Source organism: Hoeflea sp. YIM 152468, from assembly GCF_029210485.1.
Taxonomy (GTDB): Bacteria; Pseudomonadota; Alphaproteobacteria; order Rhizobiales; family Rhizobiaceae; genus Hoeflea.
Genome location: NZ_JARGET010000021.1, coordinates 115,734 through 138,427, shown reverse-complemented (window position 1 = coordinate 138,427; position 22,694 = coordinate 115,734). Strand labels below are relative to the sequence as shown.

Genomic DNA, 22,694 nt, shown 5'->3' with positions numbered 1-22,694 from the left:
CGCCAGTTGGAGCCCCTTCACATGAAGAGGCCGCCGGCGCCGCTACAGCGCCAAGCGGTCGCGCGTGGCCTTGTATTCCGTTTCGAGCCGGTCAACGAGATCAGCCACCGGACCAATCTTCTTGACGGCACCGATACCCTGACCGCAGCCCCAGATTTCCTTCCAGGCCTTGGGGCCGGATGTGGCGCTGTCGAAATCCATCTTGCTCGGATCGGCTACAGGCAGATTGTCCGGATCCAGGCCGGATGCCGCGATCGAGGGCTTGAGATAATTGCCGGGAATGCCGGTGAAATAATTGGAGTAGACGATATCCTTGGCAGCACTTTCGACGATCATCTGCTTGTAGTCATCGGCGGCGCGAGCCTCGTCGGTGGCAATGAAAGGCGAACCGATATAGGCCATGTCGGCGCCCATGGCCTCGGCGGCAAGCACGGCACCGCCAGTCGAAATCGCGCCTGACAACAGCAGCGGCCCGTCAAACCATTCACGGATTTCCTGCACCAGCGCAAACGGCGACAGCGGTCCGGCATGGCCACCAGCACCAGCGGCGACAGCAATCAGGCCGTCGGCGCCCTTGTTGATGGCCGAATGGGCGTGGCGATTGTTGATGATGTCGTGCAGCACGATGCCGCCATAAGAGTGAATGGCATCATTGACCTCCGGCACGGCGCCAAGCGAGGAGATCACCACCGGCACCTTGTATTTGACGCACATCGTCAGGTCGTGCTCGAGCCGGGCATTGGACCGGTGCACGATCTGGTTGACGGCGAAGGGAGCTGCCGGCCGGCCTGGGTTTTTTGCGTTGTGATCGGCGAGGCCTTCGGTGATTTCGGCAAGCCACTCGTCAAGCTGGGCTTCGGGCCTGGCATTGAGCGCGGGGAACGAGCCCATGACACCGGCCTTGCACTGGGCCATGACAAGCGGTGGATGCGAAATGATGAACAGGGGAGCGGCGACAACCGGAAGCCGGAAACTGTCCTTGAGGACGGCGGGAAGGGTCATGAGGCCTCGCAAATCAAAGTGACGTTTACGCAAACGTCAATTTGCATAGCAGAGCCGACTGAACCTGAAAAGGCTTGACTTGGACCCGAACGCCCCGGCGGCACCGGCCTGTCGGTTCAGGCCACGCTTGAGTTTTGCCGGGTTAGCAGATACGCACAGCATAGCGGAAGGGGCCGGCGGATCGTGTCCGTGCGACCCCGTCCCGTCCGATCCCGATTTGAGTTTGCCCGGAACGGAACAAGCCGGGCGTGAATGATCCGGCCTGGCTGCAGCCAGACCACGCGGCACGGAGACAGAGTTTGACCGGCATGGAAGCGGCAATTCGCGGAGCCTTGGACAAGGCCGGCATACCGGGCGCGCAAGCGCGCCGCCGGATTTATGATTCCGCCCGGGCGGCGCTTGATCGCAGTCTCGAGCGCCAGGAGATTTCAGATCCGCAGCGGATTGATGATCACCGGCAGAAACTGGAAATGCTCATCGCCAGCATCGAGGCCGAGTGGACACCACCGGGCGAAGCTGCTGCGCCGGCTGCCACTACGTCCTCGGTTCGGGACTGGCATGAACCAGCCCCGGACTCGACAGAGACGGATCAAGCCACATCATACCGGCCGGTGTATGATACATCGGAAGCCCTCGGACCGGAGCATAACGGACCGGATCAGCTTGCCGGTTCCTGGGGCAATGTTGAGCCATCGGCAGAGATTCCGCACCAGCCAGCGCCGGCTGTCGATGCCGTTTCGCATCAAGCTCCGCGGCCGGATGCGGCGCCTGGCGACGCCAATCTGGATTTTGTGCCCGACGCGAGCGACCATGGGGCAGCGGCGATCCCTGCACGCGGCCTGGCCGGCAATCTTGCGCCACATATCGAGGCTGCGGATTTCGGTTCAGCCAAGCGATCCGCATCCGCAAACAAAGTCAAGATTCCCGGGCCGCTCAAGCAAAAGCGGCGGCGGCCGGTGTTTGCCTCGATTTTTTCGGCGGCGGTGATGTTGTCGTTTCTCGGCATCGGTGTCTGGTGGCTGATCGAAAGCGGGGCGATGAAGAGCGCAGCGGAACGCGACACCGGGGTTCCCAACCCGCCCCCCTCGCTCAGCCGTGACGATTTTGCCGGTGGACCTCAGCAGCTCAATCCGGGTGCAGGCTTTTCCGGCGAATGGGCCAACGTCTTCACACCCGGTCGTGACGGTGAGGCGCTGGCTCGCAGCGATGCCCGTGCCGAGCTGATCGACGAAGCCGAGGGCACTGTGCTCAGAATCGTGTCCGGATCAGGCGACGAAGATGGGGAAGTGCTGATTCCGCTCGGCGCCGAGGTCATGCAGGCACTCGCCGGTCGTCAGTCGGTGCTGGCTTTGACCGTGCGCGCGGCGACGCCGGAGCCGACCCAGATCTATGTCAAATGCGCGTTTTCGGTTCTCGGCGACTGCGGACGGCGCCGTTTTGATGTCACCTACGACACCATCGATATCCTGTTCAGCCTCGACTACGACCGGGCGCTGGCGCCCAACGAGGCTGGCAATCTGGTGATCAACAGCGACATCTCCGGCGGCGGCAAGGGGATCGATTTGCTGGCGGTACGGATCAAGCCGCTCAGCTGATCCGGCCAGATCGATCAAGGTCGCTGGATTTTTCAAACATTCACCTTACCAAAAACCGCCCGCTTTCCAGCAGGCGGTTCTTTGCATCAGCGAGCCGGTCAGTTGACGTCGGTGACACGCAGATAAGGCCGGATCTCGTCCCAGCCCTGGGGGAAAATGTCCTTGGCGTCCGCATTGGAAATCGATGGCGGAATGATCACCTTGCCGCCCGGACGCCAGTCCGCCGGCGTCGCGACCTTGCTGGCATCAGCCAGTTGCAAGGCGTCGATGACGCGCAGGATCTCATCGAAATTGCGGCCGACATTCATCGGGTAAGTCAGGGTCAGGCGAACCTTCTTGTCCGGATCGATGATGAACACCGAGCGGACGGCCGCCGTGGTGCTCTCATTGGGATGGATCATGTCGTAAAGCTGGGCCACCTTGAGAGCCTTGTCGGCGACAATCGGGAAGGTCAGCGTGGTATCCTGGGTGTCGTTGACATCCTCGATCCAGGCCATGTGCTCCTCGACGCCATCGGTCGACAGACCTATCGGCTTGACATTGCGGTCAGCGAACTGATCCGAGAGCTGTGCCGTGCGCCCCATTTCCGTGGTGCAGACGGGCGTAAAATCAGCCGGGTGGCTGAAGAAGAACGCCCAGGACGAGCCGATCCATTCGTGAAAATCAATTGGTCCGTTGGTGGTGTCGGCTTTGAAGTTCGGCGCAGTGTCGCCAATGCGAACGCTCATGGTGATGTCCTTTCTTGGGGGTGGGGATCTGTCTCAGTTATGTGTGCATTTTCTGCAGTGATTTCAATTATCGCCTGGTGCTGACTCAAGAAAACCTTGCCGCTGAGATGGTCGAGAAAGTCACCGCGGCGAAGCCTGTCCATCACTGGGCCCTTGACCTCGCTCAGATTGAAGCTGACGCCCAACGCCCGGAGACGCGCGTTGATTGCCTCCAGCGATTCCAGCGCGCTCATGTCGATCTCATTGACCGCCGGGCACATCAGCACCACGTGCCTGAGATGCGGGCGGGCGGCAACCATGTCGTAGAGACTGTCCTCGAGATAACGGGCGTTGGCAAAGTACAGGCTTTCATCAACCCGCAGCGTGAGAATCGTGTCATCGATCTCGACCTTGTGCCGATTGATGTTGCGGAAATGCTCGGTCCCCGGCACACGGCCAACCACGGCCATGTGCGGCCGCGACGATTTGTAAAGATGAATGAGAATGGAGATCAACACACCGGCCGTGACGCCGATCTCGACTCCGAAGCCGAGGGTCAGCAGGATGGTGACGCTGACGGCGGTAAAATCGGCGCGCGAATAGAGCCATGTCTTTTTCAGGATCGAGAAATCCACCAGGGACAGAACCGCGACAATGATGGTGGCGGCGAGCGTTGCCTGAGGCAGATGGTAGATCAATGGCGTGAGCAAGAGCGCCGCCACCATCAGGCCGACAGCGGTGTAGGCGCCGGCAGCCGGGGTCTGCGCACCAGCATCGAAATTGACCACCGACCGGGCAAAGCCGCCGGTGACCGGGTAGCCCCCGGTCAGGGCCGCGCCAACATTGGCCGCGCCAAGGCCAATCAGCTCCTGATCAGGAACGATGCGCTGGCGTTTGCGGGCGGCCAGGGTCTGGGCGACCGAAACCGATTCAACAAAGCCGATAATCGAGATCAGGACCGCAGATCCAGCAAGTGTGGCCCAGAGGTCGAGCGAGAAGGACGGCAGGGTCAGCGGCGGCAGACCTTGCGGTACGTCGCCAACCACCCGTACACCGGCAGTTTCGCTCAGATCGAAAGCCCAGGTGACAAGAGTGGTCAGAACCACGGCTGCCACCGGCCCGGCCTTGGCCAGAACCCCTGCCAGCTTGGGGTTCATGCCGGTTGCCAAAAGCAGCGGCAACAATCCCTTTCTCACCCAGAACAGGAAGGCCGTGGCGATGGCGCCGATACCCAATGTAGTCCAGTTGACCTCGCCGATATGCTCAAACAGCGACATCAGCAGCTCCGGCAGATTGGCGCCACCGGCAGAGATACCGAGTAAATGCCGCAACTGGCTCATGGCGATGAGAATTCCAGTGGCGGTGATGAACCCCGCAATCACCGGGTGCGAGAGAAAATTGGCGAGAAAGCCGAGCCGGAACACACCCAGCAGGATCAGGAAAACGCCCGACAGGAAGGCAAGTGTCACCGCGGCGACCAGCAACTCGGGCGAGCCGGGTTCAGCCAGTTTGCCGATTGCCGCCGCGGTCATCAGCGAAACCACGGCAACCGGCCCGACGGCCAGCGCCCGGCTGGTGCCGAAGATCGCATAAAGAATGATGGGGGCGATCGAAGCGTAGATCCCGGTCTCGGCAGGCAGTCCGGCAAGCAGGGCATAGGCCAGGGATTGCGGGATCAGCATGATGGTGACGATCACCGCAGCGACCAGATCATTGCCAAGCGCATCGCGGTCATAGCGGCGGCCCCAATCCAGAACCGGCACATACCGCGCCAGGCGATCAACAATGGCGGATTTGTCCAACATAAGTGTCCTTGGCTGCAGCCGGCTATCGGGGTTTAGGCAGCGACCGTCAAATGACAGCGCCGGTAGGTGTCGGATCAGGATTTTGCGGTCCGGGATCCGGTTCAGGCAGCAGCGTCAAAACTGCCAACGCCTGGCCGCGCGCGCGGGTTCCTCTCGCGCCCGTGTCAATTGCTTCCAGCCACGCTCAGAGCTTGTTGATGGGTACTTTAAGCATGGCTTGACCATCCCCGTCGGTGGGAATTTCGCCGGCGCGCATGTTGATCTGCAGCGACGGGATGATCAGTCGCGGCATGGCCAACTGGCTGTCCCGCTCGGTGCGGAACTTGATGAACTCCTCGCGGCTCTTGCCGCCGCCGACGTGGATGTTGTGAGCCTTCTCGTCGCCAACCGTGGTTTCCCATGCGATGTCACGGCCATTCGGGCCGTAGTCATGGCACATGAACAACCGCATCTCGTCCGGCAGAGCCAGAACTTTCTGAATCGAATCGTACAGAACGCCGGCATCGCCGCCGGGAAAGTCGGCCCGCGCCGAGCCACCGTCGGGCATGAACAGGGTATCGCCGGTAAAGGCCACATCGCCTATCACATGCACCATGCAAGCCGGCGTGTGACCCGGCGTGTAGATGGCAAAAGCCATCATCTTGCCGATCTGATAGGTGTCACCATCCTCAAACAGGGCATCGAATTGCGAGCCGTCACGCTGGAACTCTGTGCCTTCGTTGAAAATCTTGCCGAAGGTGTCCTGCACGACCATGATCTTGTCACCAATGCCGATCTTGCCGCCAAGCTTCTGCTGAATATAGGGGGCAGCCGAAAGATGATCAGCATGGACGTGGGTTTCGATGATCCATTCGAGCTCGAGGCCATTATCCTCGATCCAGGCAATCATCTTGTCGGCATGACCATAGGTGATCCGGCCGGCGGCATAATCGATGTCCATGACGGAATCGACGACCGCGCAAGCGTTCGACGCCGGGTCCTTGACCACATAGCTGATGGTGTTGGTGTCGGGATCAAAGAAAGCTTTCACCTCGGGGGTGACCGACATGTCCACTGGGTAATTCGACATTGCAGCATCTCCTCTGTTCATGTCGTCTGTTTGTCTTGCCGCTTGATGCAGCGCGTGAGACCGGGGCGCCGCCAAGGCGACCTGGAGGCGCGGTTAAAATGCCTTGGCCGGCTTGTGCCGCAACGTGTCCAGAGTGCGGGCCAGAACGATGCCGATGATCATGGCACCGACAAAGGCGATCGCCGCGACGCCGCCAAACCCGAGGGCGGGAATGGCGCCACCCGGACAGAAACCGGCGATGCCCCAACCAATGCCGAAGGTGGCCGATCCGGCAATGAGCCGCGCATCGATGGTCTTGTTGACCGGCAGGTGGAACTCCGCATCGAACATCGGCCGCTTGCGGGTCCCGAATACCAGGATGTAGCCGAGAGCGGTGGTGACCAGTGCGCCGGCCATGACGAAGATCAGGCTCGGATCCCAGCTTCCGGCAACGTCGAAGAAATTGAGCACCTTGGCCGGATTGGCCATGCCGGATATTGCGATGCCGACACCAAAAATCGCGCCGATGATGCCAGAAACTATCAGTTTGCGCATGGTTCAGATCCCCGCAACATGACGGACGAGATAGACTGTCAGGCCTGCCGCCATCATGAATGTGACGGTGGCTGCGATTGATCGTGGCGACAGCCGGGCCATGCCGCAGACACCGTGACCCGAGGTGCAGCCGGCGCCATAATAGACGCCGACACCGACGATCACACCGCCAAACACCAGGAGCGGCAGCGACACCGGAACCGCGTAGGCAATCTCTCCACCGGCCGCGAGAAACAGCACCGGGCTTAGGATCGCGCCTGCGAGAAAAGCCATGCGCCAGGCCCAATCGCTCGAAAAGGGCGGGACGATGCCGGCCAGAATGCCGGTCATGCCGGCAATGCGGCCATTCATCGCCATTAACAATGTCGATGCAATGCCTATCAGGATACCGCCGGCCAGCGACATCCACGGCGTGAATTCTGTTTCCATAAAGCTATCCCTTGCGAATGGCGTTCTGCATGCGGCGGCGTTGCGCCACGCCCTATATATATAAGCGAATCCCCATATTCAAGACCTTTTATGTATCAGCCATTGGCAACGACAAAAGCGCCACCCTGCGGCGGCCTGCTTCCGCATCAAGCCAGCCGGCAATCGGGATTGCCGGCTCATTTTCAGGCTCCGGCTTGCGGACATCGGGATGCAGGGCCTAGTCCGGGGTGTGATCACCGGAGCCGATGACATGACTGCTCGATCTCACGATCAGCCGGTCCGGCGCGTGCACGATGGTATGATCCTTGTTGGGATAGGGCAGGCTTGACAGGAAGTGCTTCATGCAATTGATCCGGGCGCGTTTCTTGCAATCCGACTTGACGACGGTCCAGGGGGCGTCGGCTGTATCGGTATGGAAGAACATCGCTTCCTTGGCGTCGGTGTAATCGTCCCACTTGTCAACCGATGCCTTGTCGATGGGCGACAGCTTCCACTGCTTGAGCGGATCCTTCTCGCGCCGCTTAAAGCGCCGGAGCTGCTCGCCCTGGGTGACCGAAAACCAGTACTTGAACAACAGGATCCCGGAGCGCGACAGCATCCGCTCGATCTCGGGCGCTTCGCGCATGAACTCAAGATATTCGGTCTGCGAACAAAACCCCATGACGCGCTCGACACCGGCACGGTTGTACCAGGAGCGGTCGAACAGCACCATTTCACCAGCCGCCGGCAGATGCTCGACATAGCGCTGGAAATACCATTGGGTGCGCTCCCTGTCCGTCGGTTTGGCCAGCGCCACGACACCCGCCGTGCGCGGATTGAGATGCTCCATGAAGCGCTTGATGGTGCCGCCCTTGCCCGCCGCGTCGCGGCCCTCAAACAACATCACCACTTTCTGGCCGGTGTCCTCGATCCAGCGCTGGGCCTTGAGCAACTCGACCTGCAGCTTTGCCTTGTCTTGTTCATAGGCCATACGGCGCATCTTGGACTTGTAGGGGTAGACGCCCTGCTCGAACAATCGCGCGATCGCGGCTTCGTCCTTGCGGATCTCGACGGCGCTCAACTGTGCCGGTTTGGCCGATGGATGCGGTCCACCACCATCAGCGGCGGCGTCAGGCGTGGCGTTTACGCCATTGGTTTTCGCGTCCCGTTGGCTGGTTGTGTCGTCCATTCAGTCTCTCCACTTCAGAAAATCATTGTGCCTCAAATGCGCGCCGACGGCCATCACCGGCGTCAAGTGACGGCACAAAACAGGATTTTCGCGAACTGTCGCGGGTCAGATGCGTTTGCGCTGGTCGAGGACATGGACCAGCAGGCCGGCAAGCAGCCCCCAGAACGCAGCGCCGATGCCGAAGGCTGCAACGCCCGAGGCAGTGACGGCAAAGGTGGCGGCTGCTGCGAACCGGGTCGCCTGCGCCTCGAAGGCCGACACCAGGGCGCCGATCAGCGGCGGGATCAGGGCCAGACCCGCCACCACCGCGATGATTTCCGGCGGCATCGCCAGAATGGCCGGAACGATGACCGGGCCCGACAGCCCCAGCGTCGTCCAGACCAGCGCATACACCACACCGACCTTCCAGCGCTGGCTGCGATCGGGATGAACGTCATCACCGAGGCAGATTGCTGCAGTGATGGCCGCCATGTTGATCGTATGAGCGCCAAACAAGGCGAAAAACGACGACAAGACGCCGGTCACGCTGAGCGCTTCGGTCACCGGCGGTTCATAGCCATTGGCGCGCAGCACGGCAAAGCCCGGAAGATTCTGCGACGCCATGGTCACCAGATAGAGCGGCAGTCCAAGGCCCAACAGGGTTGCGGGATCGAAATGCGGTGCGATGAATGTCAGCAATGTCCACTCAACGCCGATGGAGGGAGGCGGCGCGCCGCCATAGCTGAAGGCAATGACAAGCCCGGCCACAAGAGCCGCAAGGACCGCCATCAGCGGATTGACCAGCCGCACCAGCAGAAACACCGCGATCAGCGGCAACACCAGCACCGGCGCGCTGGCGGCGTGAAGCGCCACTGCCATGGTGAAAGGCAGCAGTACACCCGCCAGCATGCCCGAGGCGACACCTGTGGGGATGGCATTGACGGCACGGTTGAGTGGTCGAATGGCAGCGGTCAGGGTTATCAGCCCCCCGGCGAAGATGAACGCGCCGGCCGCCTGATGAATATCGACGCCAGTGGAGGCTGCGATTAACGCTGCGCCCGGTGTCGACCAGGCCAGAACCATCGGCACTTTTTTCCAACTGCTCAGCAAGGCCGAGCCGATGGCCTTGGAAAAACAGATCGCCGCCACCCATGATGCGGTCTGCCCGGCATCCGCACCGACGGCGGCAGCGGCGGCGAGCACCAGCGCAATGGTCGAGCCGTACCCGACAAGAGCGGCCACCAGCGCCGCGGAAATCATCGAAACAGGCAAGGATGTGCTCCGCAATTGGATGGACCAGGCGCGCGACTCGGCCGGACAAGAATGTGTCTAGTTCAGGGATTTCACCAGATGGGCAACCCGGTCAACCGCCATCCGGTAGCCTTGTGTGCCGCAGCCGGCAATGACGCCGTCAGCGCGCAGCGAGACATAGGAGTGATGGCGGAAATCCTCGCGCTTGTGCACGTTGGAGATATGCACCTCGATCACCGGCCCCTCAAAGGTATTGAGCGCATCGAGGATCGCCACCGAAGTGTGGGAGTAGGCGGCGGGATTGATGACGATTGCAACCGCCTGTTCGCGGGCCTCATGGATCCAGTCGATCAGCTGATGCTCAGCGTTGGATTGCAGGAAGCGAACGGCGAGACCATGCTCTCGGGCCTGGCTCGCGGTGGCCGCCTCGACATCGGCCAGGGTTTCACTGCCGTAAATTTCCGGCTGGCGCTTGCCAAGGAGATTGAGATTGGGTCCGTTGAGGACATAGATCGTGCCTGCCACCGGGTCAGCCTTTCGTTGAAAACCCCCTTGCGAGGGCGGTGCAAATTCCTAGCCTGCGCCGATGGCCGCGGCAAGCCTTGCGGCGCGGCCTGTATTTGACGGCAAGCCTCATTCCAGCCCGTAGGGTATGGTCTTGCGAATATTGGGGTCGACAATCAGGCGGCGCTTGAGCGGCGGCACGGCGCGCTGGTGGCAATTGCGCCGTTCACAAATCCGGCAGGACACGCCGATCGGTTCGAAAGCTTCGGCGCGGGCGAGATCGAGATCATCGGCATAGACCAGTTCACCGGCATGCGCGACCTCGCAGCCAAGCGCCAGGGCATAGGATTGAACCGGATCACGCCAGCCGCCGAAAGGCTTGGAGACCGCGGTGGCGAGACAGAGATAGCGCACGCCATCAGGCGTTTCGGCCAATTGCCTGATGATGCGGTTGGGTGTCTCGAAGGCCGAGTGGGCATTCCACAACGGGCAGGCGGAGCCGAAGCGGGCAAATTGCAGCTTGGTGGCGGAATGGCGCTTGGTGATGTTGCCGGCCTTGTCGACCCGCGCAAAGAAGAACGGCACACCCTTCTGGCCGGGTCGTTGCAGGGTCGAGAGCCGGTGCGCCACCTGCTCGAGGCTGGTCGAAAACCGGTCGGCCAAGAGCACCAGATCGTGACGCAGTTCCCGTGCCGCACCACTGAAGGCGCCATAGGGCAGCAGCGCGGCGCCGGCGAAGTAATTGGCCAGTCCGATGCGGCAGATGCCGGCGGCGTCGGCCGAGCGAAAGCGCGCCTGCTCGATGATCCGCCCGATCACCGCATCGTGTTGGATGAGGGCGATCTGACAGGCAATCTGAAACGCCTGCGTGGCAGCCGGGGTGCGCGGATTGAGCCAGAGCACGCGCGAAACCGGGTCAAAGCGGCGCAGCCCGCCATCCCCATCGCTGTGGCTGCCGCCCGGCTCATCGCCACCCCCGATCACCACCCGCACCCGGTGGCGGCGCTCGATGTGATCGGCCAGCGCCTTGAGACTGACGCCTCGGCTTTTGGCCAGTTCATGGCTCAGCGCCTCGCCTGCGAGATCAAGCTCGTGGATGTAGTTGTCGACATAATGGAAAAAGTCCCGCACCTCTTCATAGGGGGTGGGGTCGGTGAGCGCGCCGGAGCGTTCCAGCGTTTCATCAAGTTCGGCCAGCTGATCGCCGGACCGGCGCATGGCCTGATGCAATGACAGGAAGGCACGGGCAAAGGAGGGGGCATTCTGCACCACCAGCTTGACGTCGGTCAGCGATGGCTGCGCGCCGCCGGACACTGGATCGGCCAGCGCTTCAGCGACATCGGCGAGCAGGCGGTCGGTATCCTGATCGGACAGTGTGGTGATGTCGATGGAGAACGCTTCGGCCAGGGCCAGCAAGACCGTTGCGCTGACATGGCGCTGATTGTTCTCGATCTGATTGAGATAGCTGGTCGAAATGCCGAGCTTCTGGGCGAAGCCGGCCTGGGTCAGGCCATGCTCGCCGCGAATGGTGCGGATCTTTCCGCCGACGAAGAGCTTACGGGTTCGCATGAATATTCGCAACTTTGCAAAACTGCAGTTGCAAACATTGCTAGTGCAACATGCTTACGTTTTCAACCCTGTTGCACACCCGTCAATCAGGCTATCACTGAGTCTTCATTGTGTCAGGCAACCGGTAATGCCTGACAAGGGAAGGAGGCCTGTGATGCGCGATGTTATCGAAGAGGTTGAACACAGACGCGACCAGGCCCGGCTTGGCGGCGGCCAGCACCGGATCGATGCGCAGCATGCCAAGGGCAAGCTGACGGCGCGCGAGCGGCTCGACGTGCTTCTCGACGAGGGATCGTTCGAGGAATACGACATGTACAAGACCCACCGCTGCACCGATTTCGGCATGGAAGCCCAGATGTTTCCCGGCGACGGCGTGATCACCGGCTGGGGCACCATCAATGGCCGCCCGGTCTATGTGTTCTCTCAGGATTTCACTGTCTTCGGCGGCTCGCTGTCGGAGACGCACGCGGAAAAAATCTGCAAGGTGATGGATCTGGCGGTCCAGAACGGCGCGCCGCTGATCGGGCTGAATGATTCCGGCGGTGCCCGCATCCAGGAAGGTGTGGCCTCGCTCGGCGGCTATGCCGAGGTGTTCTGGCGCAACGTGCAGGCCTCGGGCGTGATCCCGCAGATCTCGGTGATCATGGGTCCCTGCGCGGGCGGTGCGGTCTACTCGCCGGCGATGACCGACTTCATCTTCATGGTCAAGGACACGAGCTACATGTTCGTGACCGGCCCGGACGTGGTCAAGACCGTGACCAACGAGATCGTCACCGCGGAAGAACTCGGCGGCGCCTCGACCCATACGAAGAAATCCTCGGTCGCCGACGGGGCTTACGACAATGATGTCGAGGCGCTGATCGAAATCCGCCGGATGTTCGATTTCCTGCCGCTGTCGAGCCGCGAAACCCCGCCGGTAATCCCGACGGCGGACGCGCCCGACCGGATCGAGAACGCGCTTGATACGCTGATTCCGGACAATCCGAACAAGCCCTATGACATGCGCGAGGTGATCGCCCGGGTTGGCGACGAGGGCGATTTCTTCGAAATCCAGGCCAACCACGCCAGAAACATCCTCTGCGGCTTCATCCGCCTGAATGGCTCGACCGTCGGTGTCGTCGCCAACCAGCCGATGGTGCTGGCCGGCTGTCTCGACATCGATTCCTCGAAGAAGGCCGCGCGGTTCGTGCGCTTCTGCGACGCCTTCAACATCCCGATCCTCACCCTGGTCGACGTGCCGGGCTTCCTGCCCGGCGTCAGCCAGGAATATAACGGCATCATCAAGCATGGCGCCAAGCTCTTGTTCGCCTATGCCGAAGCCACTGTGCCGAAGGTCACGGTGATCACCCGCAAGGCCTATGGCGGCGCCTACGACGTGATGGCATCCAAGCACATCCGCGCCGATGTCAACTACGCCTGGCCAACGGCGCAGATTGCGGTAATGGGGGCCAAGGGCGCGACCGAGATCCTCTACCGCTCCGAGCTTGGCGACCCGGACAAGATCGTCAAGCGCACCGCCGACTATGAGGACCGTTTCGCCAACCCCTTCGTCGCCGCCCAGCGCGGTTTCATCGACGAGGTGATCATGCCGCACTCAACCCGCCGCCGCGTGGTGCGGGCGTTCGAAATGCTCAAGACCAAGAAGGTGACGCAGCCGCTGCGCAAGCACAACAACATTCCGTTGTGAGGAGCCAGCACTTTGCCAACGGTGTTTGAATGGAAAGGCTGGAAATTTCTGTTCTACAGCCTCGACTACGCCGAACCGCCGCATGTGCATGTGCGAAAGGACCGGAAAGAAGCTAAGATATGGCTCGATCGCGTGGAGCTGGCCCGCAACCGGCGCTGCACCGATCACGAACTGGCAGCTTTGCTGCGGGTGACTGAAAAGAACAGTACAGATTTTCTGGAGAAATGGCATGAACACTTTGGAAATTGATCTGGAGCGGCTGGAGCCGGTGAGTGTCGCTTGTGATGCGACGCATCTGCATGTGACGCTCGGCGACGGAGTGATCATCACCACGCCGCTGTGGTGGTACCCAAGGCTTCTGGCGGCTACGCCGGAACAGTTGCGCCAGGTGGAGCTGTCTCCCTACGGCATCCACTGGCCAGCCATCGACGAGGATCTCAGTGTCACCGGACTGATCGAGGGGCGCAAGGCGCAAGGCGCTACCCCGCCAGCCGAAGCCGCAGAGTAAGGAACTGAAAATGAAGATCACACGTGCCGGATCGACGGCATCGGCCGGGGGGCCGGAGAATTATTTCACCGGCGCCGTCCGGCTCGACAGGCTGTTTGCAGCCGACGCGCCGGGCCGGGTTCAGGGCGCGGCGGTGACGTTCGAGCCGGGGGCGCGGACGGCGTGGCACACGCATCCGCTGGGGCAGACGATCATCGTCACCTCGGGGCTCGGGCGGGCACAACGCGAGGGCGGGCCGGTGGAGGAAATCCGGCCGGGTGATGTGGTCTGGTTCGCGGCGGGCGAAAAGCACTGGCATGGCGCCGCGCCCGATGTGGCGATGACCCATATTGCGATTCAGGAAGCGCTTGACGGTGTGGCGGTGGAGTGGCTCGAAAAGGTGGAAGATGCGGATTATCTCGGCTGAAGCCTTGCCGCGCACACGCTCACGGCATTTTGACCGGGGGGCCGGGGCGGAGAGCGGCTGCAATCGTTGGCCTTTCGGCCTATATGATCAGGGTGAGACATTTCTCGCCAGAAAGGATCAGATTTTATGACTGAAGACAACAAGTTCCCGCCTGAAAACAACCTGCCTGCCGGTTATGTGCCAGCGAAAGTGTGGGAATGGAAAAAGGGCCATGGCGGCCAGTTTGCCAATATCAACCGGCCGATTGCCGGACCGACGCATGACAAGGCCTTGCAGGTCGGCAAGCATCCGTTGCAGCTTTATTCGCTGGCAACGCCCAACGGCGTCAAGGTGACGGTGATGCTCGAGGAGCTTCTGGCGGCCGGCCATTCCGGCGCGGAATATGACGCCTGGCTGATCAATATCGGCGACGGCGACCAGTTCGGCTCCGGCTTTGTCGATATCAATCCGAACTCGAAGATCCCGGCAATGGTCGATCATTCGACGCCGCAGCCGACGCGGGTGTTCGAAAGCGGCTCGATCCTGCTCTATCTCGCGGAAAAATTCGACGCATTCCTGCCCAAGCAGCATCATGCACGCACGCAAGCGCTCAACTGGCTGTTCTGGCAGATGGGGTCCGGACCGTTCCTCGGAGGCGGCTTCGGCCACTTCTATGCCTATGCGCCGATGAAGATCGAATATGCCATCGACCGCTTCGCCATGGAGGTCAAGCGCCAGCTCGACGTGCTCGAGCGCCACCTCAAGGATCATGAGTACATGGCAGGTGACGAATACTCGATCGCCGATATGGCGATCTGGCCCTGGTATGGACGCCTCGTCAAAGGCGGAGCCTATGAAGCCGGCGACTTCCTCGACGTAACCTCCTACACAAACGTCAATCGCTGGACCGACCAAATCGGCGAACGCCCGGCAGTCAAGCGCGGGCGCATGGTCAACAAGACCAGTGGCGAGCTGTCGGAACAATTGCACGAGCGTCATGACGCCAGCGATTTTGCCCTGCGCACCCAGGACAAGCTGGACGCACAGAAGGAAGGCAAGGCCTGATGGCAAAACTGCCTGAAATGACCAAACATCGCGGAATCCCGTCCGGCCTGCCCGGCACGGGGTTCCAGTTCACCATCCGTCGCGCCAATCCGCGCGGCGTGACCGCGATCATCACCCGGCGGCGGATGGCCGACCGGACGGCGACGGAAAAGCTTGCCGACACGGCGTTTCTGCACGCGCTCTGGCACCGGTTCGGCGACGAACCGTTCGAGCGCGGCAATCTTGATGCGGGGCGGATCAGCTGGCTGTTCGGGCGCGAGATCGTGCCCGCAGAAGAGCCGTTCGATCCGCAATCCTACGTGGCCATGCTGCGGATCGATGAGCGCGTGGGGCGGGCGAGTTATCCCGCCGCATTCGAGGACGTGCTGGAAGTGTGAGGTGGCATGAGAACCTCTCCCCCCATAAGGGGAGAAAGCAATTTCGGTGGCTTAGCCGCAGGCTAAACGCCAGAAATTGCAAGAGAGGGGGTTGGGTTGACCGAGGACAGGCTGCGCAAATTTGCAAAAGCCATGCGGCACGATCCGACGGAGGCTGAATACGTGCTCTGGCAGTTGCTGCGAGCGCGCAGACTGGGCGGCATGAAGTTCAAGAGGCAGGAACCTCTCGGCCCCTACATCTGCGATTTCGTCTGTCACGAGCGGTTGCTGATCGTGGAAGCGGATGGATCGCAGCACATGAGATCGAAGCGCGATGCTGACCGGGATCGATACTTTGAAATGAAGGGCTACAGGACCCTACGGTTCTGGAACGAGGTCATACAGGAGAATATCGATGGGGTCGCAGAGCAGATCATTCAAGCAGCAGCGGGACGCTAGACCCCCTCTCTTGCTTTTTCCAAGCACTTGCTTGGGCACAGCCCGCGCAAATGCAGGAAAAGGCTTTCTCCCCCTCCAGGGGGGAGAGGAGCTATGATGTTTTCCAAGATCCTGATCGCCAATCGTGGCGAAATTGCTTGCCGGGTGATCAGGTCGGCACGGGCCATGGGCATTGCAACGGTTGCCGTCTATTCCGATGCTGACCGCAATGCGGAGCATGTGGAAATGGCTGATGAGGCCGTGCACATTGGCCCCTCGCCCGCCAACCAGTCCTACCTGATCGCCGAGAAAATCATCGCCGCCTGCAAGCAGACCGGCGCGCAGGCGGTGCATCCGGGTTACGGGTTCTTGTCCGAACGGGCCTCGTTCTGCGCGGCGCTGGAAGGCGAAGGCATCGCCTTCATCGGGCCGAAGGTCAAAGCCATCGAAGCGATGGGCGACAAGATCACCTCGAAGAAGATTGCCGCCGAAGCCGGCGTCTCCACAGTCCCCGGCCATATGGGCCTGATCGACGACGAGGCGCACGCAGCCAGGATTGCAGCCGAGATCGGCTATCCGGTGATGATCAAGGCGTCGGCCGGCGGTGGCGGCAAGGGCATGCGGATCGCCTGGAACGACGCCGAGGCGCGCGAAGGTTTCACCCGCTCGAAATCGGAAGCGGCAAGCTCGTTTGGCGACGACCGGATTTTCATCGAGAAATTCATCGAGGAGCCGCGCCATATCGAAATCCAGCTGATCGGCGACAGTCACGGCAACATTGTCTATCTGGGCGAACGCGAATGCTCGATCCAGCGGCGAAACCAGAAGGTGGTGGAGGAAGCCCCCTCGCCTTTCCTTGATGCGGCGACCCGCAAGGCCATGGGTGAGCAATCGGTGGCGCTGGCCAAAGCGGTCGATTACCAGTCGGCCGGTACGGTGGAATTCATCGTCGACAAGAACCGCGAGTTCTTCTTTCTTGAAATGAACACGCGGCTGCAGGTCGAACATCCGGTCACCGAGCTGATCACCGGCGTCGATCTGGTCGAACAGATGATCCGCGTGGCCGCCGGCGAGACGCTCGGCTTCTCGCAGGACGATGTGACGCTCACCGGCTGGGCAGTGGAAAGCCGGATCTATGCCGAAGACCCCTATCGCAATTTTCTGCCCTCGATCGGCCGGCTGACCCGCTACCGGCCGCCACAGGAGGGCACGGCCGATGGCATCACCATTCGCAACGATACCGGCGTCACCGAAGGTTCGGAGATCTCGATGTTCTACGATCCCATGGTGGCGAAACTCTGCACCTATGCACCAACCCGGCTGGAGGCGATCGACGCCATGGCCGACGCGCTGGACCGGTTCGAGATCGAGGGCATTGGCCACAATCTGCCGTTCCTGTCGGCGCTGATGCAGCATCCGCGCTGGCGCGAAGGGCGGCTGTCGACCGGTTTTATCGCCGAGGCGTATCCCGACGGGTTCGGCCCGGTCCCACCGACCGATGCAACGGTCGAGCGCTTCGCCATCGCAGCGCTTCTGCTCAGCCACATTCTGGGCGCGCGCAACGCTCAGATCTCCGGCGCCCGCTTCAGCCAGGCAGAAAGGCGCAGCCATGAAGACAGGGTGGTGCGCATCGCCGGTGAGGAAATCATCGGCCATATCGACGATGCTGCTGACGGCTACCTGGTGCGGTTGCCTGGCCGCGAGGCGATGCAGGTGTCAACCGACTGGACGCCGGGGGCGAGACTGGCGATTTTCAACATTAATGGTGAGAGCCATGCCATCAAGATTGAACCGGCGGACGCAGGGTGGCGGCTGAGACAACTGGGCGTCGATGTCCGGGTGCAGGTGTTCTCTCCCCGGGTGGCCGAGCTTGCCCGGCTGATGAAGGAGAAGGCCGCGCCGGACACTTCGGGCCTGCTGCTGTGCCCGATGCCGGGCCTGATCGTCTCGATCGCCGTCAGCGAGGGCGATGAGGTACAGGAAGGCCAGACGCTGGCGATTGTCGAGGCGATGAAGATGGAGAATGTGCTCAAGGCCGAGCGCAAGGGCATCGTCGCGCGCATCCCGGTGAAGGCCGGCGACAGCCTGGCCGTCGACGAGATCATCATGGAGTTTGCGAAATGAGCAGGACCACCCGCGACTGGCTCGAGCTTGCCACCAGGGATCTCAAGGGCAGGCCGATCGAGAGCCTCAACACCGAGACGCCGGAAGGCATCACGCTCAAGCCGCTCTACACGGCGGAAGACCTGCCCGAAAGTGCTGCCGCCGAGCTGCCGGGCTTTGCCCCGTTCACCCGTGGCGTGCGGGCGACAATGTATACCGGCCAGCCCTGGACGATCCGGCAATATGCCGGGTTTTCAACGGCTGAGGAATCGAACGCGTTTTACCGCAAGAACCTCGCAGCCGGCCAGAAGGGCCTGTCGGTGGCCTTCGATCTGGCCACCCACCGGGGCTATGATTCCGACCATCCGCGGGTCACCGGCGACGTCGGCAAGGCCGGCGTGGCGATCGATTCGGTCGAGGACATGAAGATCCTGTTCGATGGCATACCGCTTGGCGAAATGAGCGTGTCGATGACCATGAACGGTGCAATCCTTCCGGTGCTGGCGATGTTCATCGTGGCCGGCGAGGAGCAGGGTGTCGCGCGCGCGGCACTGACAGGCACGGTGCAGAACGACATCCTCAAGGAGTTCATGGTCCGCAACACCTATATCTATCCGCCCGAACCCTCGATGCGGATCGTTGCCGACATCATCGAGTTCACGTCGAAGCAAATGCCGAAGTTCAACTCGATCTCGATTTCCGGCTACCACATGCAGGAAGCCGGTGCGACGCTGGCGCAGGAGCTGGCCTACACGCTGGCAGACGGCATGGAATATGTCCGCGCTGCCCAGAGCAAGGGGCTCGATGTCGACGCCTTTGCCGGGCGGCTGTCGTTCTTCTTCTGCATCGGCATGAATGTGTTCATGGAAGCGGCGAAACTCCGCGCAGCGCGGCAGATGTGGTCGAAAATCATGACTGATTTCGGCGCCAAATCCGAACGCTCGAAAATGCTCAGAACCCATTGCCAGACATCGGGTGTGTCGCTGACCGAACAGGACCCTTACAACAATGTGGTCCGCACCGCGTTTGAAGCCATGGCGGCCGTGCTTGGCGGCACCCAGTCGCTGCACACCAATTCGTTTGACGAGGCCATCGCGCTGCCGACGGAATTCTCTGCCCGCATTGCCCGCAACACCCAGCTCATTCTGGCGCACGAGACCGGAATCACCAATGTCGTCGACCCGCTTGGCGGCTCCTATTATGTCGAGAAGCTGACCGCCGACCTGGCTGAAAAGGCCTGGGAGCTGATCGGCGAGGTCGAGGCGCTCGGCGGCATGACCAAGGCGGTCGAACAGGGCCTGCCGAAGCTGCGCATCGAGGAAGCAGCGGCCCGGCGGCAGGCGCGGATCGATCGCGGCGAGGATGTGATCGTCGGGGTCAACCGGTTCCGGCTTGATGACGAGCCGCAGGTCGATATCTTGAACATCGACACTGACAAGGTGCGCGCCGACCAGGTGGCGCGGCTGAAGAAAATGCGCGACAGCCGCGACGGCAAGGTGCATCAGGCCGCACTTCTGGAGCTGGAGAAGATTGCCGCGTCCGGCAAGAGAAACCTGCTGGCTGCCGCCGTCGAGGCGGCGCGGGCACGGGCTTCGCTGGGCGAGATTTCCGATGCGATGGAACGCGGCTTCGGCGGCCGCCATCATGCGCTGACCAAGGTGATCGGCGGCGTCTATGAGGACATCTATCACGATGATCCCGAGTATCTGGCAATCCGCTCGCGCATCGCCGACTACACCGCCGACAAGGGCCGCGCGCCGCATGTGCTGGTGGCCAAGATGGGCCAGGACGGCCATGATCGCGGCGCCAAGGTGATCGCCACGGCATTTGCCGACATGGGTTTCAAGGTCGATCTGACCGACATGTTCGAAACGCCTGCCGAAGTCACCGACAAGGCGATTGCGCTTGGCGTCGACGTGGTCGGCGTCTCATCGCTCGCAGCGGGTCACAAATCGCTGGTGCCGGACCTGATCACCCGGCTCAAGGACAAGGGCCGCGCCGATATCCAGGTGGTGGTCGGCGGCGTCATCCCCGAACAGGACTACGCGTTTCTGCGCGAAGCCGGCGTGGCCGAAATCTTCGGCCCGGGCTCGAATGTGCTGGATGCGGCCAATGCCGTGCTGGCACGGATTTCGGGGCTGAAGCGGAACGTGTGATGGGCTCGTCAAATCAGCCTGTCGAAGACCAAATTTTGTAAACACCCGCACCAAATAGGCCAATCGAAAGCAGGGTGGTAAACACTGCTGCGTGATTCCACCAAACCGCTTTGCTCCAAATCTGATCGTGTTTTATTCGATCTACCTGCAATAGAGCACTTACGTAGGTTTGGTTGGACAAGTACGAAATTAGACTAGTAATTACGGACAGACCCGCACCTACAGCAAAGAACACAAGGGAAGACACCGCGCCATCAAACAACTTCGACCTTTCCGCATCCATGTCTATGGAAAATACGCTAGCGATGAAGCCAAGTAGCGCAACACTTGCTCCGCCGTTAAGAAGGAGTAACGCTTTAATTCCCTGAGTCGACGCATCGATCGAGGCGTTCTCAAGTCGAGACAATCGTTCCTTGGTATGATCGTCCATGATGCAACTCCAATATTTCCAAATGCAAATTTTATATATGCAGAGAATCTGAACACCTAGATCTACGACACAAATTGTCTTGCAGATAGATTTTTGGCATTAATCCCCCCAGGTCCGCTCCAGCAGTGCGACCCAGTTGTTGCGGGCGATCTTTTCGATCAGGGCTTCGCCGTATTGTTGCTTGCGCATCTGCCCGATCAGCGCCTGCACGCCAGTCACATCGCCGATCACATCAGGCAGTTCTGCTCCATCGAAATCGGAACCGAAGCCGATGTGGTCCTCGCCGAGCTTTTCGAGCAGGTGATCGAGATGGCGCATCACCGGGTCCCAGCCGCAATCGGTCGCCTTGCGCCCGTCCTCGCGCAGGAACACGGTGGCGTAGTTGAGGCCGACCATGCCGCCCGACTCGCGGATCATCGCAAGCTGCCGGTCGGTCAGGTTGCGGGTCGAGGGGGTGACCGCATGGGCGTTGGAATGGGTGGCGACCAGCGGCGCGTCCGAGAGACTTGCGACATCGTCGAAACCCTTCGCGTTCAGGTGCGACAGGTCGATCATGATTTTCAGCTCGTTGCAGGCCCTGACCAGATTCCTGCCGGCATCGGTCAGACCGGGCCCGGTGTCGGGATCGCCGGGGAAGCGGAACGGCACACCGTGGCCGAACACCGTTGGCCGGCTCCATACCGGACCGAGCGAGCGCAGACCCATGGCGTGAAAGGCGTAAAGCGCGTCGAGATCCGGGCCGATGGCTTCCGCGCCCTCCATGTGCATGATCGCGGCAATGGTGCCGTCCTCCAGGCAGGCGCCCAGATCAGCGCTGGTGCGGCAGATTTTCAATGCCCCGGCCGATGCCCGCTCCATCCACATCAGATGTCCCGCCATTGCCAAAGCCGTGGCCTGGGTCTGGTCGGCGTTCATCAGCTCCGGCAGCGGCAGATCATAGGGCGGTGCATCCATCATCGCCTGATAATCCGGCGCCCCGTCGACTTCCGGCGACGGGATGTAAATGGCGAAAAAGCCGCCGGCAAAACCGGCCTTCTTCATCCGCGGCAAGTCAAGGTGGCCCTCCTGGCCCTGCTCAAGCCACAGGGCTTCCCGTCGCTCGGGCTCGCGCAGCAGGCGCAGCAGAAAATCATTGTGGCCGTCAATGAATGGCGTGGTCGCCATGGCAGGCTCCATCAGCGTTGCGGCGCGGGATCGCGGGTAAAACCCTCACTCGCCGTCAACAGGTTGCTCGTGTAGTCGTTTTTCGTGACGTGGTCCTTGAGGGCTTCACGGGTCAAGTGCTCGACCACTTCGCCCGACTGCATCACCACCAGCCGGTCGCACATATGCGATACCACTGCAAGATCATGACTGACCAGCACATAGGTCAGGCCGCGTTCGGCGCGCAACCGGTCGAGCAGGTTGAGCACTTCGGCCTGAATCGAGGCATCGAGTGCGGATGTTGGCTCGTCAAGCAGGATCACACTGGGTTCAAGGATCAAGGCGCGGGCAATGGCGACGCGCTGGCGCTGGCCGCCGGAAAGTTGATGCGGATAGCGAAAGCGGAACCCTGCCCCAAGACCGACTTCATCAAGCGCCTGTTCGACACGTTGCTCACGGCGGTCAAAACCGTGAATGGCGAGCGGCTCGGAGAGCACCCGATCGATGGTGTGGCGCGGATGCAGCGAAGCATAAGGGTCCTGGAACACCATCTGCACACGGCGATAGAACTCCGGGTCTCTCGGCGATGGCACTGCCTTGCCGGCAATACGCATACGGCCGCCGGTGACGGGCGCAAGTCCGCACAGCGCCCGCAGCACCGTCGACTTGCCGGAGCCGCTCTCGCCGACAATGCCAAAACTCTCCTCTTCGCAGACCGAAAGCGAGACGTTGCGCAGAGCCTGCACCACCCGTCCGCCGCTGCCAAAGGTGACTTCGAGATCCTCGATTTCGATGAGCGCCATCTCGATGT

At 61.4% G+C, this 22,694-nt stretch carries 23 protein-coding genes; 10 read left to right on the top strand and 13 right to left on the bottom strand.

Annotated features, from left to right (window positions below; translation table 11 throughout):
- Positions 1 to 42: 42 nt before the first annotated feature.
- Positions 43 to 1,002, bottom strand: coding sequence for a nitronate monooxygenase family protein (locus PZ897_RS11200; RefSeq protein ID WP_275752369.1), 960 nt, complete (start codon positions 1,000 to 1,002; stop codon positions 43 to 45).
- A 299-nt stretch (positions 1,003 to 1,301) separates the two neighbouring features.
- Between PZ897_RS11200 and PZ897_RS11195 the strand changes: the two genes are divergently transcribed.
- Positions 1,302 to 2,597 carry a hypothetical protein gene (locus tag PZ897_RS11195; RefSeq protein ID WP_275752368.1) on the top strand — a complete coding sequence of 432 codons (1,296 nt, stop codon included), beginning with the start codon at positions 1,302 to 1,304 and terminating at the stop codon, positions 2,595 to 2,597.
- Positions 2,598 to 2,695: 98 nt separating this feature from the next.
- On the opposite strand, the gene PZ897_RS11190 is transcribed toward PZ897_RS11195, so the two are convergent.
- The 9 genes from PZ897_RS11190 to PZ897_RS11150 all read right to left on the bottom strand — a co-directional run bounded on the left by PZ897_RS11190 (position 2,696) and on the right by PZ897_RS11150 (position 11,612).
- Positions 2,696 to 3,325, bottom strand: a complete 630-nt coding sequence (locus PZ897_RS11190) for a peroxiredoxin (RefSeq protein WP_275752367.1) — start codon at positions 3,323 to 3,325, stop codon at positions 2,696 to 2,698.
- Positions 3,322 to 5,109: a sulfate permease gene (sulP, locus tag PZ897_RS11185; RefSeq protein ID WP_275752366.1), complete on the bottom strand. Its 1,788-nt coding sequence runs from the start codon at positions 5,107 to 5,109 to the stop codon at positions 3,322 to 3,324. The genes PZ897_RS11190 and sulP overlap by 4 nt, the downstream gene beginning before the upstream one ends.
- Before the next feature lie 184 nt (positions 5,110 to 5,293).
- Positions 5,294 to 6,178 carry an MBL fold metallo-hydrolase gene (locus tag PZ897_RS11180; RefSeq protein ID WP_275752365.1) on the bottom strand — a complete coding sequence of 295 codons (885 nt, stop codon included), beginning with the start codon at positions 6,176 to 6,178 and terminating at the stop codon, positions 5,294 to 5,296.
- Positions 6,179 to 6,271: 93 nt separating this feature from the next.
- Positions 6,272 to 6,712, bottom strand: coding sequence for a DUF6691 family protein (locus PZ897_RS11175; protein WP_275752364.1), 441 nt, complete (start codon positions 6,710 to 6,712; stop codon positions 6,272 to 6,274).
- 3 nt (positions 6,713 to 6,715) lie between these two features.
- A complete protein-coding gene (locus PZ897_RS11170) occupies positions 6,716 to 7,201 on the bottom strand; it encodes a YeeE/YedE thiosulfate transporter family protein (protein ID WP_275752490.1) in 486 nt (161 codons plus the stop codon).
- 157 nt (positions 7,202 to 7,358) lie between these two features.
- Positions 7,359 to 8,309, bottom strand: coding sequence for a polyphosphate kinase 2 (gene ppk2, locus PZ897_RS11165; RefSeq protein WP_275752363.1), 951 nt, complete (start codon positions 8,307 to 8,309; stop codon positions 7,359 to 7,361).
- A 105-nt stretch (positions 8,310 to 8,414) separates the two neighbouring features.
- Positions 8,415 to 9,575, bottom strand: coding sequence for a benzoate/H(+) symporter BenE family transporter (locus PZ897_RS11160; RefSeq protein ID WP_275752362.1), 1,161 nt, complete (start codon positions 9,573 to 9,575; stop codon positions 8,415 to 8,417).
- Between the two features lie 42 nt (positions 9,576 to 9,617).
- The gene (gene aroQ, locus PZ897_RS11155; RefSeq protein ID WP_275752361.1) at positions 9,618 to 10,064 is read right to left on the bottom strand and encodes a type II 3-dehydroquinate dehydratase; all 447 of its coding nucleotides are present in this window, start codon (positions 10,062 to 10,064) and stop codon (positions 9,618 to 9,620) included.
- A gap of 108 nt (positions 10,065 to 10,172) precedes the next feature.
- Positions 10,173 to 11,612 carry a short-chain fatty acyl-CoA regulator family protein gene (locus PZ897_RS11150; protein WP_275752360.1) on the bottom strand — a complete coding sequence of 480 codons (1,440 nt, stop codon included), beginning with the start codon at positions 11,610 to 11,612 and terminating at the stop codon, positions 10,173 to 10,175.
- Positions 11,613 to 11,766: 154 nt separating this feature from the next.
- Between PZ897_RS11150 and PZ897_RS11145 the strand changes: the two genes are divergently transcribed.
- The 9 genes from PZ897_RS11145 (at position 11,767) to scpA (ending at position 20,310) form a co-directional block, all read left to right on the top strand.
- Positions 11,767 to 13,299, top strand: a complete 1,533-nt coding sequence (locus PZ897_RS11145; RefSeq protein WP_275752359.1) for an acyl-CoA carboxylase subunit beta — start codon at positions 11,767 to 11,769, stop codon at positions 13,297 to 13,299.
- A 21-nt stretch (positions 13,300 to 13,320) separates the two neighbouring features.
- Positions 13,321 to 13,548 (top strand): DUF4160 domain-containing protein, encoded by a 228-nt coding sequence (locus tag PZ897_RS11140; protein WP_275752489.1) that lies wholly within the window; start codon positions 13,321 to 13,323, stop codon positions 13,546 to 13,548.
- On the top strand, positions 13,529 to 13,807 hold the full coding sequence (locus tag PZ897_RS11135; protein ID WP_275752358.1) for a DUF2442 domain-containing protein: 279 nt from the start codon (positions 13,529 to 13,531) through the stop codon (positions 13,805 to 13,807). Before PZ897_RS11140 ends, PZ897_RS11135 begins: the two co-directional genes overlap by 20 nt.
- A 10-nt stretch (positions 13,808 to 13,817) precedes the next feature.
- Positions 13,818 to 14,213 (top strand): cupin domain-containing protein, encoded by a 396-nt coding sequence (locus tag PZ897_RS11130; protein ID WP_275752357.1) that lies wholly within the window; start codon positions 13,818 to 13,820, stop codon positions 14,211 to 14,213.
- 126 nt (positions 14,214 to 14,339) lie between these two features.
- A complete protein-coding gene (gene yghU, locus PZ897_RS11125) occupies positions 14,340 to 15,257 on the top strand; it encodes a glutathione-dependent disulfide-bond oxidoreductase (protein ID WP_275752356.1) in 918 nt (305 codons plus the stop codon).
- Positions 15,257 to 15,634 carry a hypothetical protein gene (locus tag PZ897_RS11120; protein ID WP_275752355.1) on the top strand — a complete coding sequence of 126 codons (378 nt, stop codon included), beginning with the start codon at positions 15,257 to 15,259 and terminating at the stop codon, positions 15,632 to 15,634. The genes yghU and PZ897_RS11120 overlap by 1 nt, the downstream gene beginning before the upstream one ends.
- A gap of 96 nt (positions 15,635 to 15,730) precedes the next feature.
- Positions 15,731 to 16,072, top strand: a complete 342-nt coding sequence (locus PZ897_RS11115) for a DUF559 domain-containing protein (RefSeq protein WP_275752354.1) — start codon at positions 15,731 to 15,733, stop codon at positions 16,070 to 16,072.
- Positions 16,073 to 16,168: 96 nt separating this feature from the next.
- Complete coding sequence (locus PZ897_RS11110; protein WP_275752488.1) at positions 16,169 to 18,175, top strand: acetyl/propionyl/methylcrotonyl-CoA carboxylase subunit alpha; 2,007 nt, start codon at positions 16,169 to 16,171, stop codon at positions 18,173 to 18,175.
- Complete coding sequence (gene scpA, locus PZ897_RS11105; RefSeq protein WP_275752353.1) at positions 18,172 to 20,310, top strand: methylmalonyl-CoA mutase; 2,139 nt, start codon at positions 18,172 to 18,174, stop codon at positions 20,308 to 20,310. The genes PZ897_RS11110 and scpA overlap by 4 nt, the downstream gene beginning before the upstream one ends.
- Positions 20,311 to 20,323: 13 nt before the next feature.
- Here the strand turns inward: scpA and PZ897_RS11100 are convergent, their stop codons facing one another.
- From PZ897_RS11100 to PZ897_RS11090, 3 genes are all read right to left on the bottom strand, one after another.
- Positions 20,324 to 20,740, bottom strand: coding sequence for a hypothetical protein (locus tag PZ897_RS11100; protein ID WP_275752352.1), 417 nt, complete (start codon positions 20,738 to 20,740; stop codon positions 20,324 to 20,326).
- A gap of 99 nt (positions 20,741 to 20,839) precedes the next feature.
- Complete coding sequence (locus PZ897_RS11095) at positions 20,840 to 21,904, bottom strand: dipeptidase (protein ID WP_275752351.1); 1,065 nt, start codon at positions 21,902 to 21,904, stop codon at positions 20,840 to 20,842.
- An 11-nt stretch (positions 21,905 to 21,915) separates the two neighbouring features.
- Positions 21,916 to 22,686 carry an ABC transporter ATP-binding protein gene (locus PZ897_RS11090; RefSeq protein ID WP_275752350.1) on the bottom strand — a complete coding sequence of 257 codons (771 nt, stop codon included), beginning with the start codon at positions 22,684 to 22,686 and terminating at the stop codon, positions 21,916 to 21,918.
- Positions 22,687 to 22,694: the final 8 nt, after the last annotated feature.

Coding starts and splice junctions, on each gene's coding strand:
- PZ897_RS11200 (WP_275752369.1), bottom strand. CDS start 1,002: ATGACCCTTCCCGCCGTCCTCAAGGACAGTTTCCGGCTTCCGGTTGTC.
- PZ897_RS11110 (WP_275752488.1), top strand. CDS start 16,169: ATGTTTTCCAAGATCCTGATCGCCAATCGTGGCGAAATTGCTTGCCGG.
- PZ897_RS11100 (WP_275752352.1), bottom strand. CDS start 20,740: ATGGACGATCATACCAAGGAACGATTGTCTCGACTTGAGAACGCCTCG.
- PZ897_RS11090 (WP_275752350.1), bottom strand. CDS start 22,686: ATGGCGCTCATCGAAATCGAGGATCTCGAAGTCACCTTTGGCAGCGGC.
- PZ897_RS11130 (WP_275752357.1), top strand. CDS start 13,818: ATGAAGATCACACGTGCCGGATCGACGGCATCGGCCGGGGGGCCGGAG.
- PZ897_RS11145 (WP_275752359.1), top strand. CDS start 11,767: ATGCGCGATGTTATCGAAGAGGTTGAACACAGACGCGACCAGGCCCGG.
- yghU (WP_275752356.1), top strand. CDS start 14,340: ATGACTGAAGACAACAAGTTCCCGCCTGAAAACAACCTGCCTGCCGGT.
- PZ897_RS11190 (WP_275752367.1), bottom strand. CDS start 3,325: ATGAGCGTTCGCATTGGCGACACTGCGCCGAACTTCAAAGCCGACACC.
- PZ897_RS11120 (WP_275752355.1), top strand. CDS start 15,257: ATGGCAAAACTGCCTGAAATGACCAAACATCGCGGAATCCCGTCCGGC.
- PZ897_RS11175 (WP_275752364.1), bottom strand. CDS start 6,712: ATGCGCAAACTGATAGTTTCTGGCATCATCGGCGCGATTTTTGGTGTC.
- PZ897_RS11150 (WP_275752360.1), bottom strand. CDS start 11,612: ATGCGAACCCGTAAGCTCTTCGTCGGCGGAAAGATCCGCACCATTCGC.
- scpA (WP_275752353.1), top strand. CDS start 18,172: ATGAGCAGGACCACCCGCGACTGGCTCGAGCTTGCCACCAGGGATCTC.
- PZ897_RS11095 (WP_275752351.1), bottom strand. CDS start 21,904: ATGGCGACCACGCCATTCATTGACGGCCACAATGATTTTCTGCTGCGC.
- PZ897_RS11180 (WP_275752365.1), bottom strand. CDS start 6,178: ATGTCGAATTACCCAGTGGACATGTCGGTCACCCCCGAGGTGAAAGCT.
- PZ897_RS11135 (WP_275752358.1), top strand. CDS start 13,529: ATGAACACTTTGGAAATTGATCTGGAGCGGCTGGAGCCGGTGAGTGTC.
- ppk2 (WP_275752363.1), bottom strand. CDS start 8,309: ATGGACGACACAACCAGCCAACGGGACGCGAAAACCAATGGCGTAAAC.
- sulP (WP_275752366.1), bottom strand. CDS start 5,109: ATGTTGGACAAATCCGCCATTGTTGATCGCCTGGCGCGGTATGTGCCG.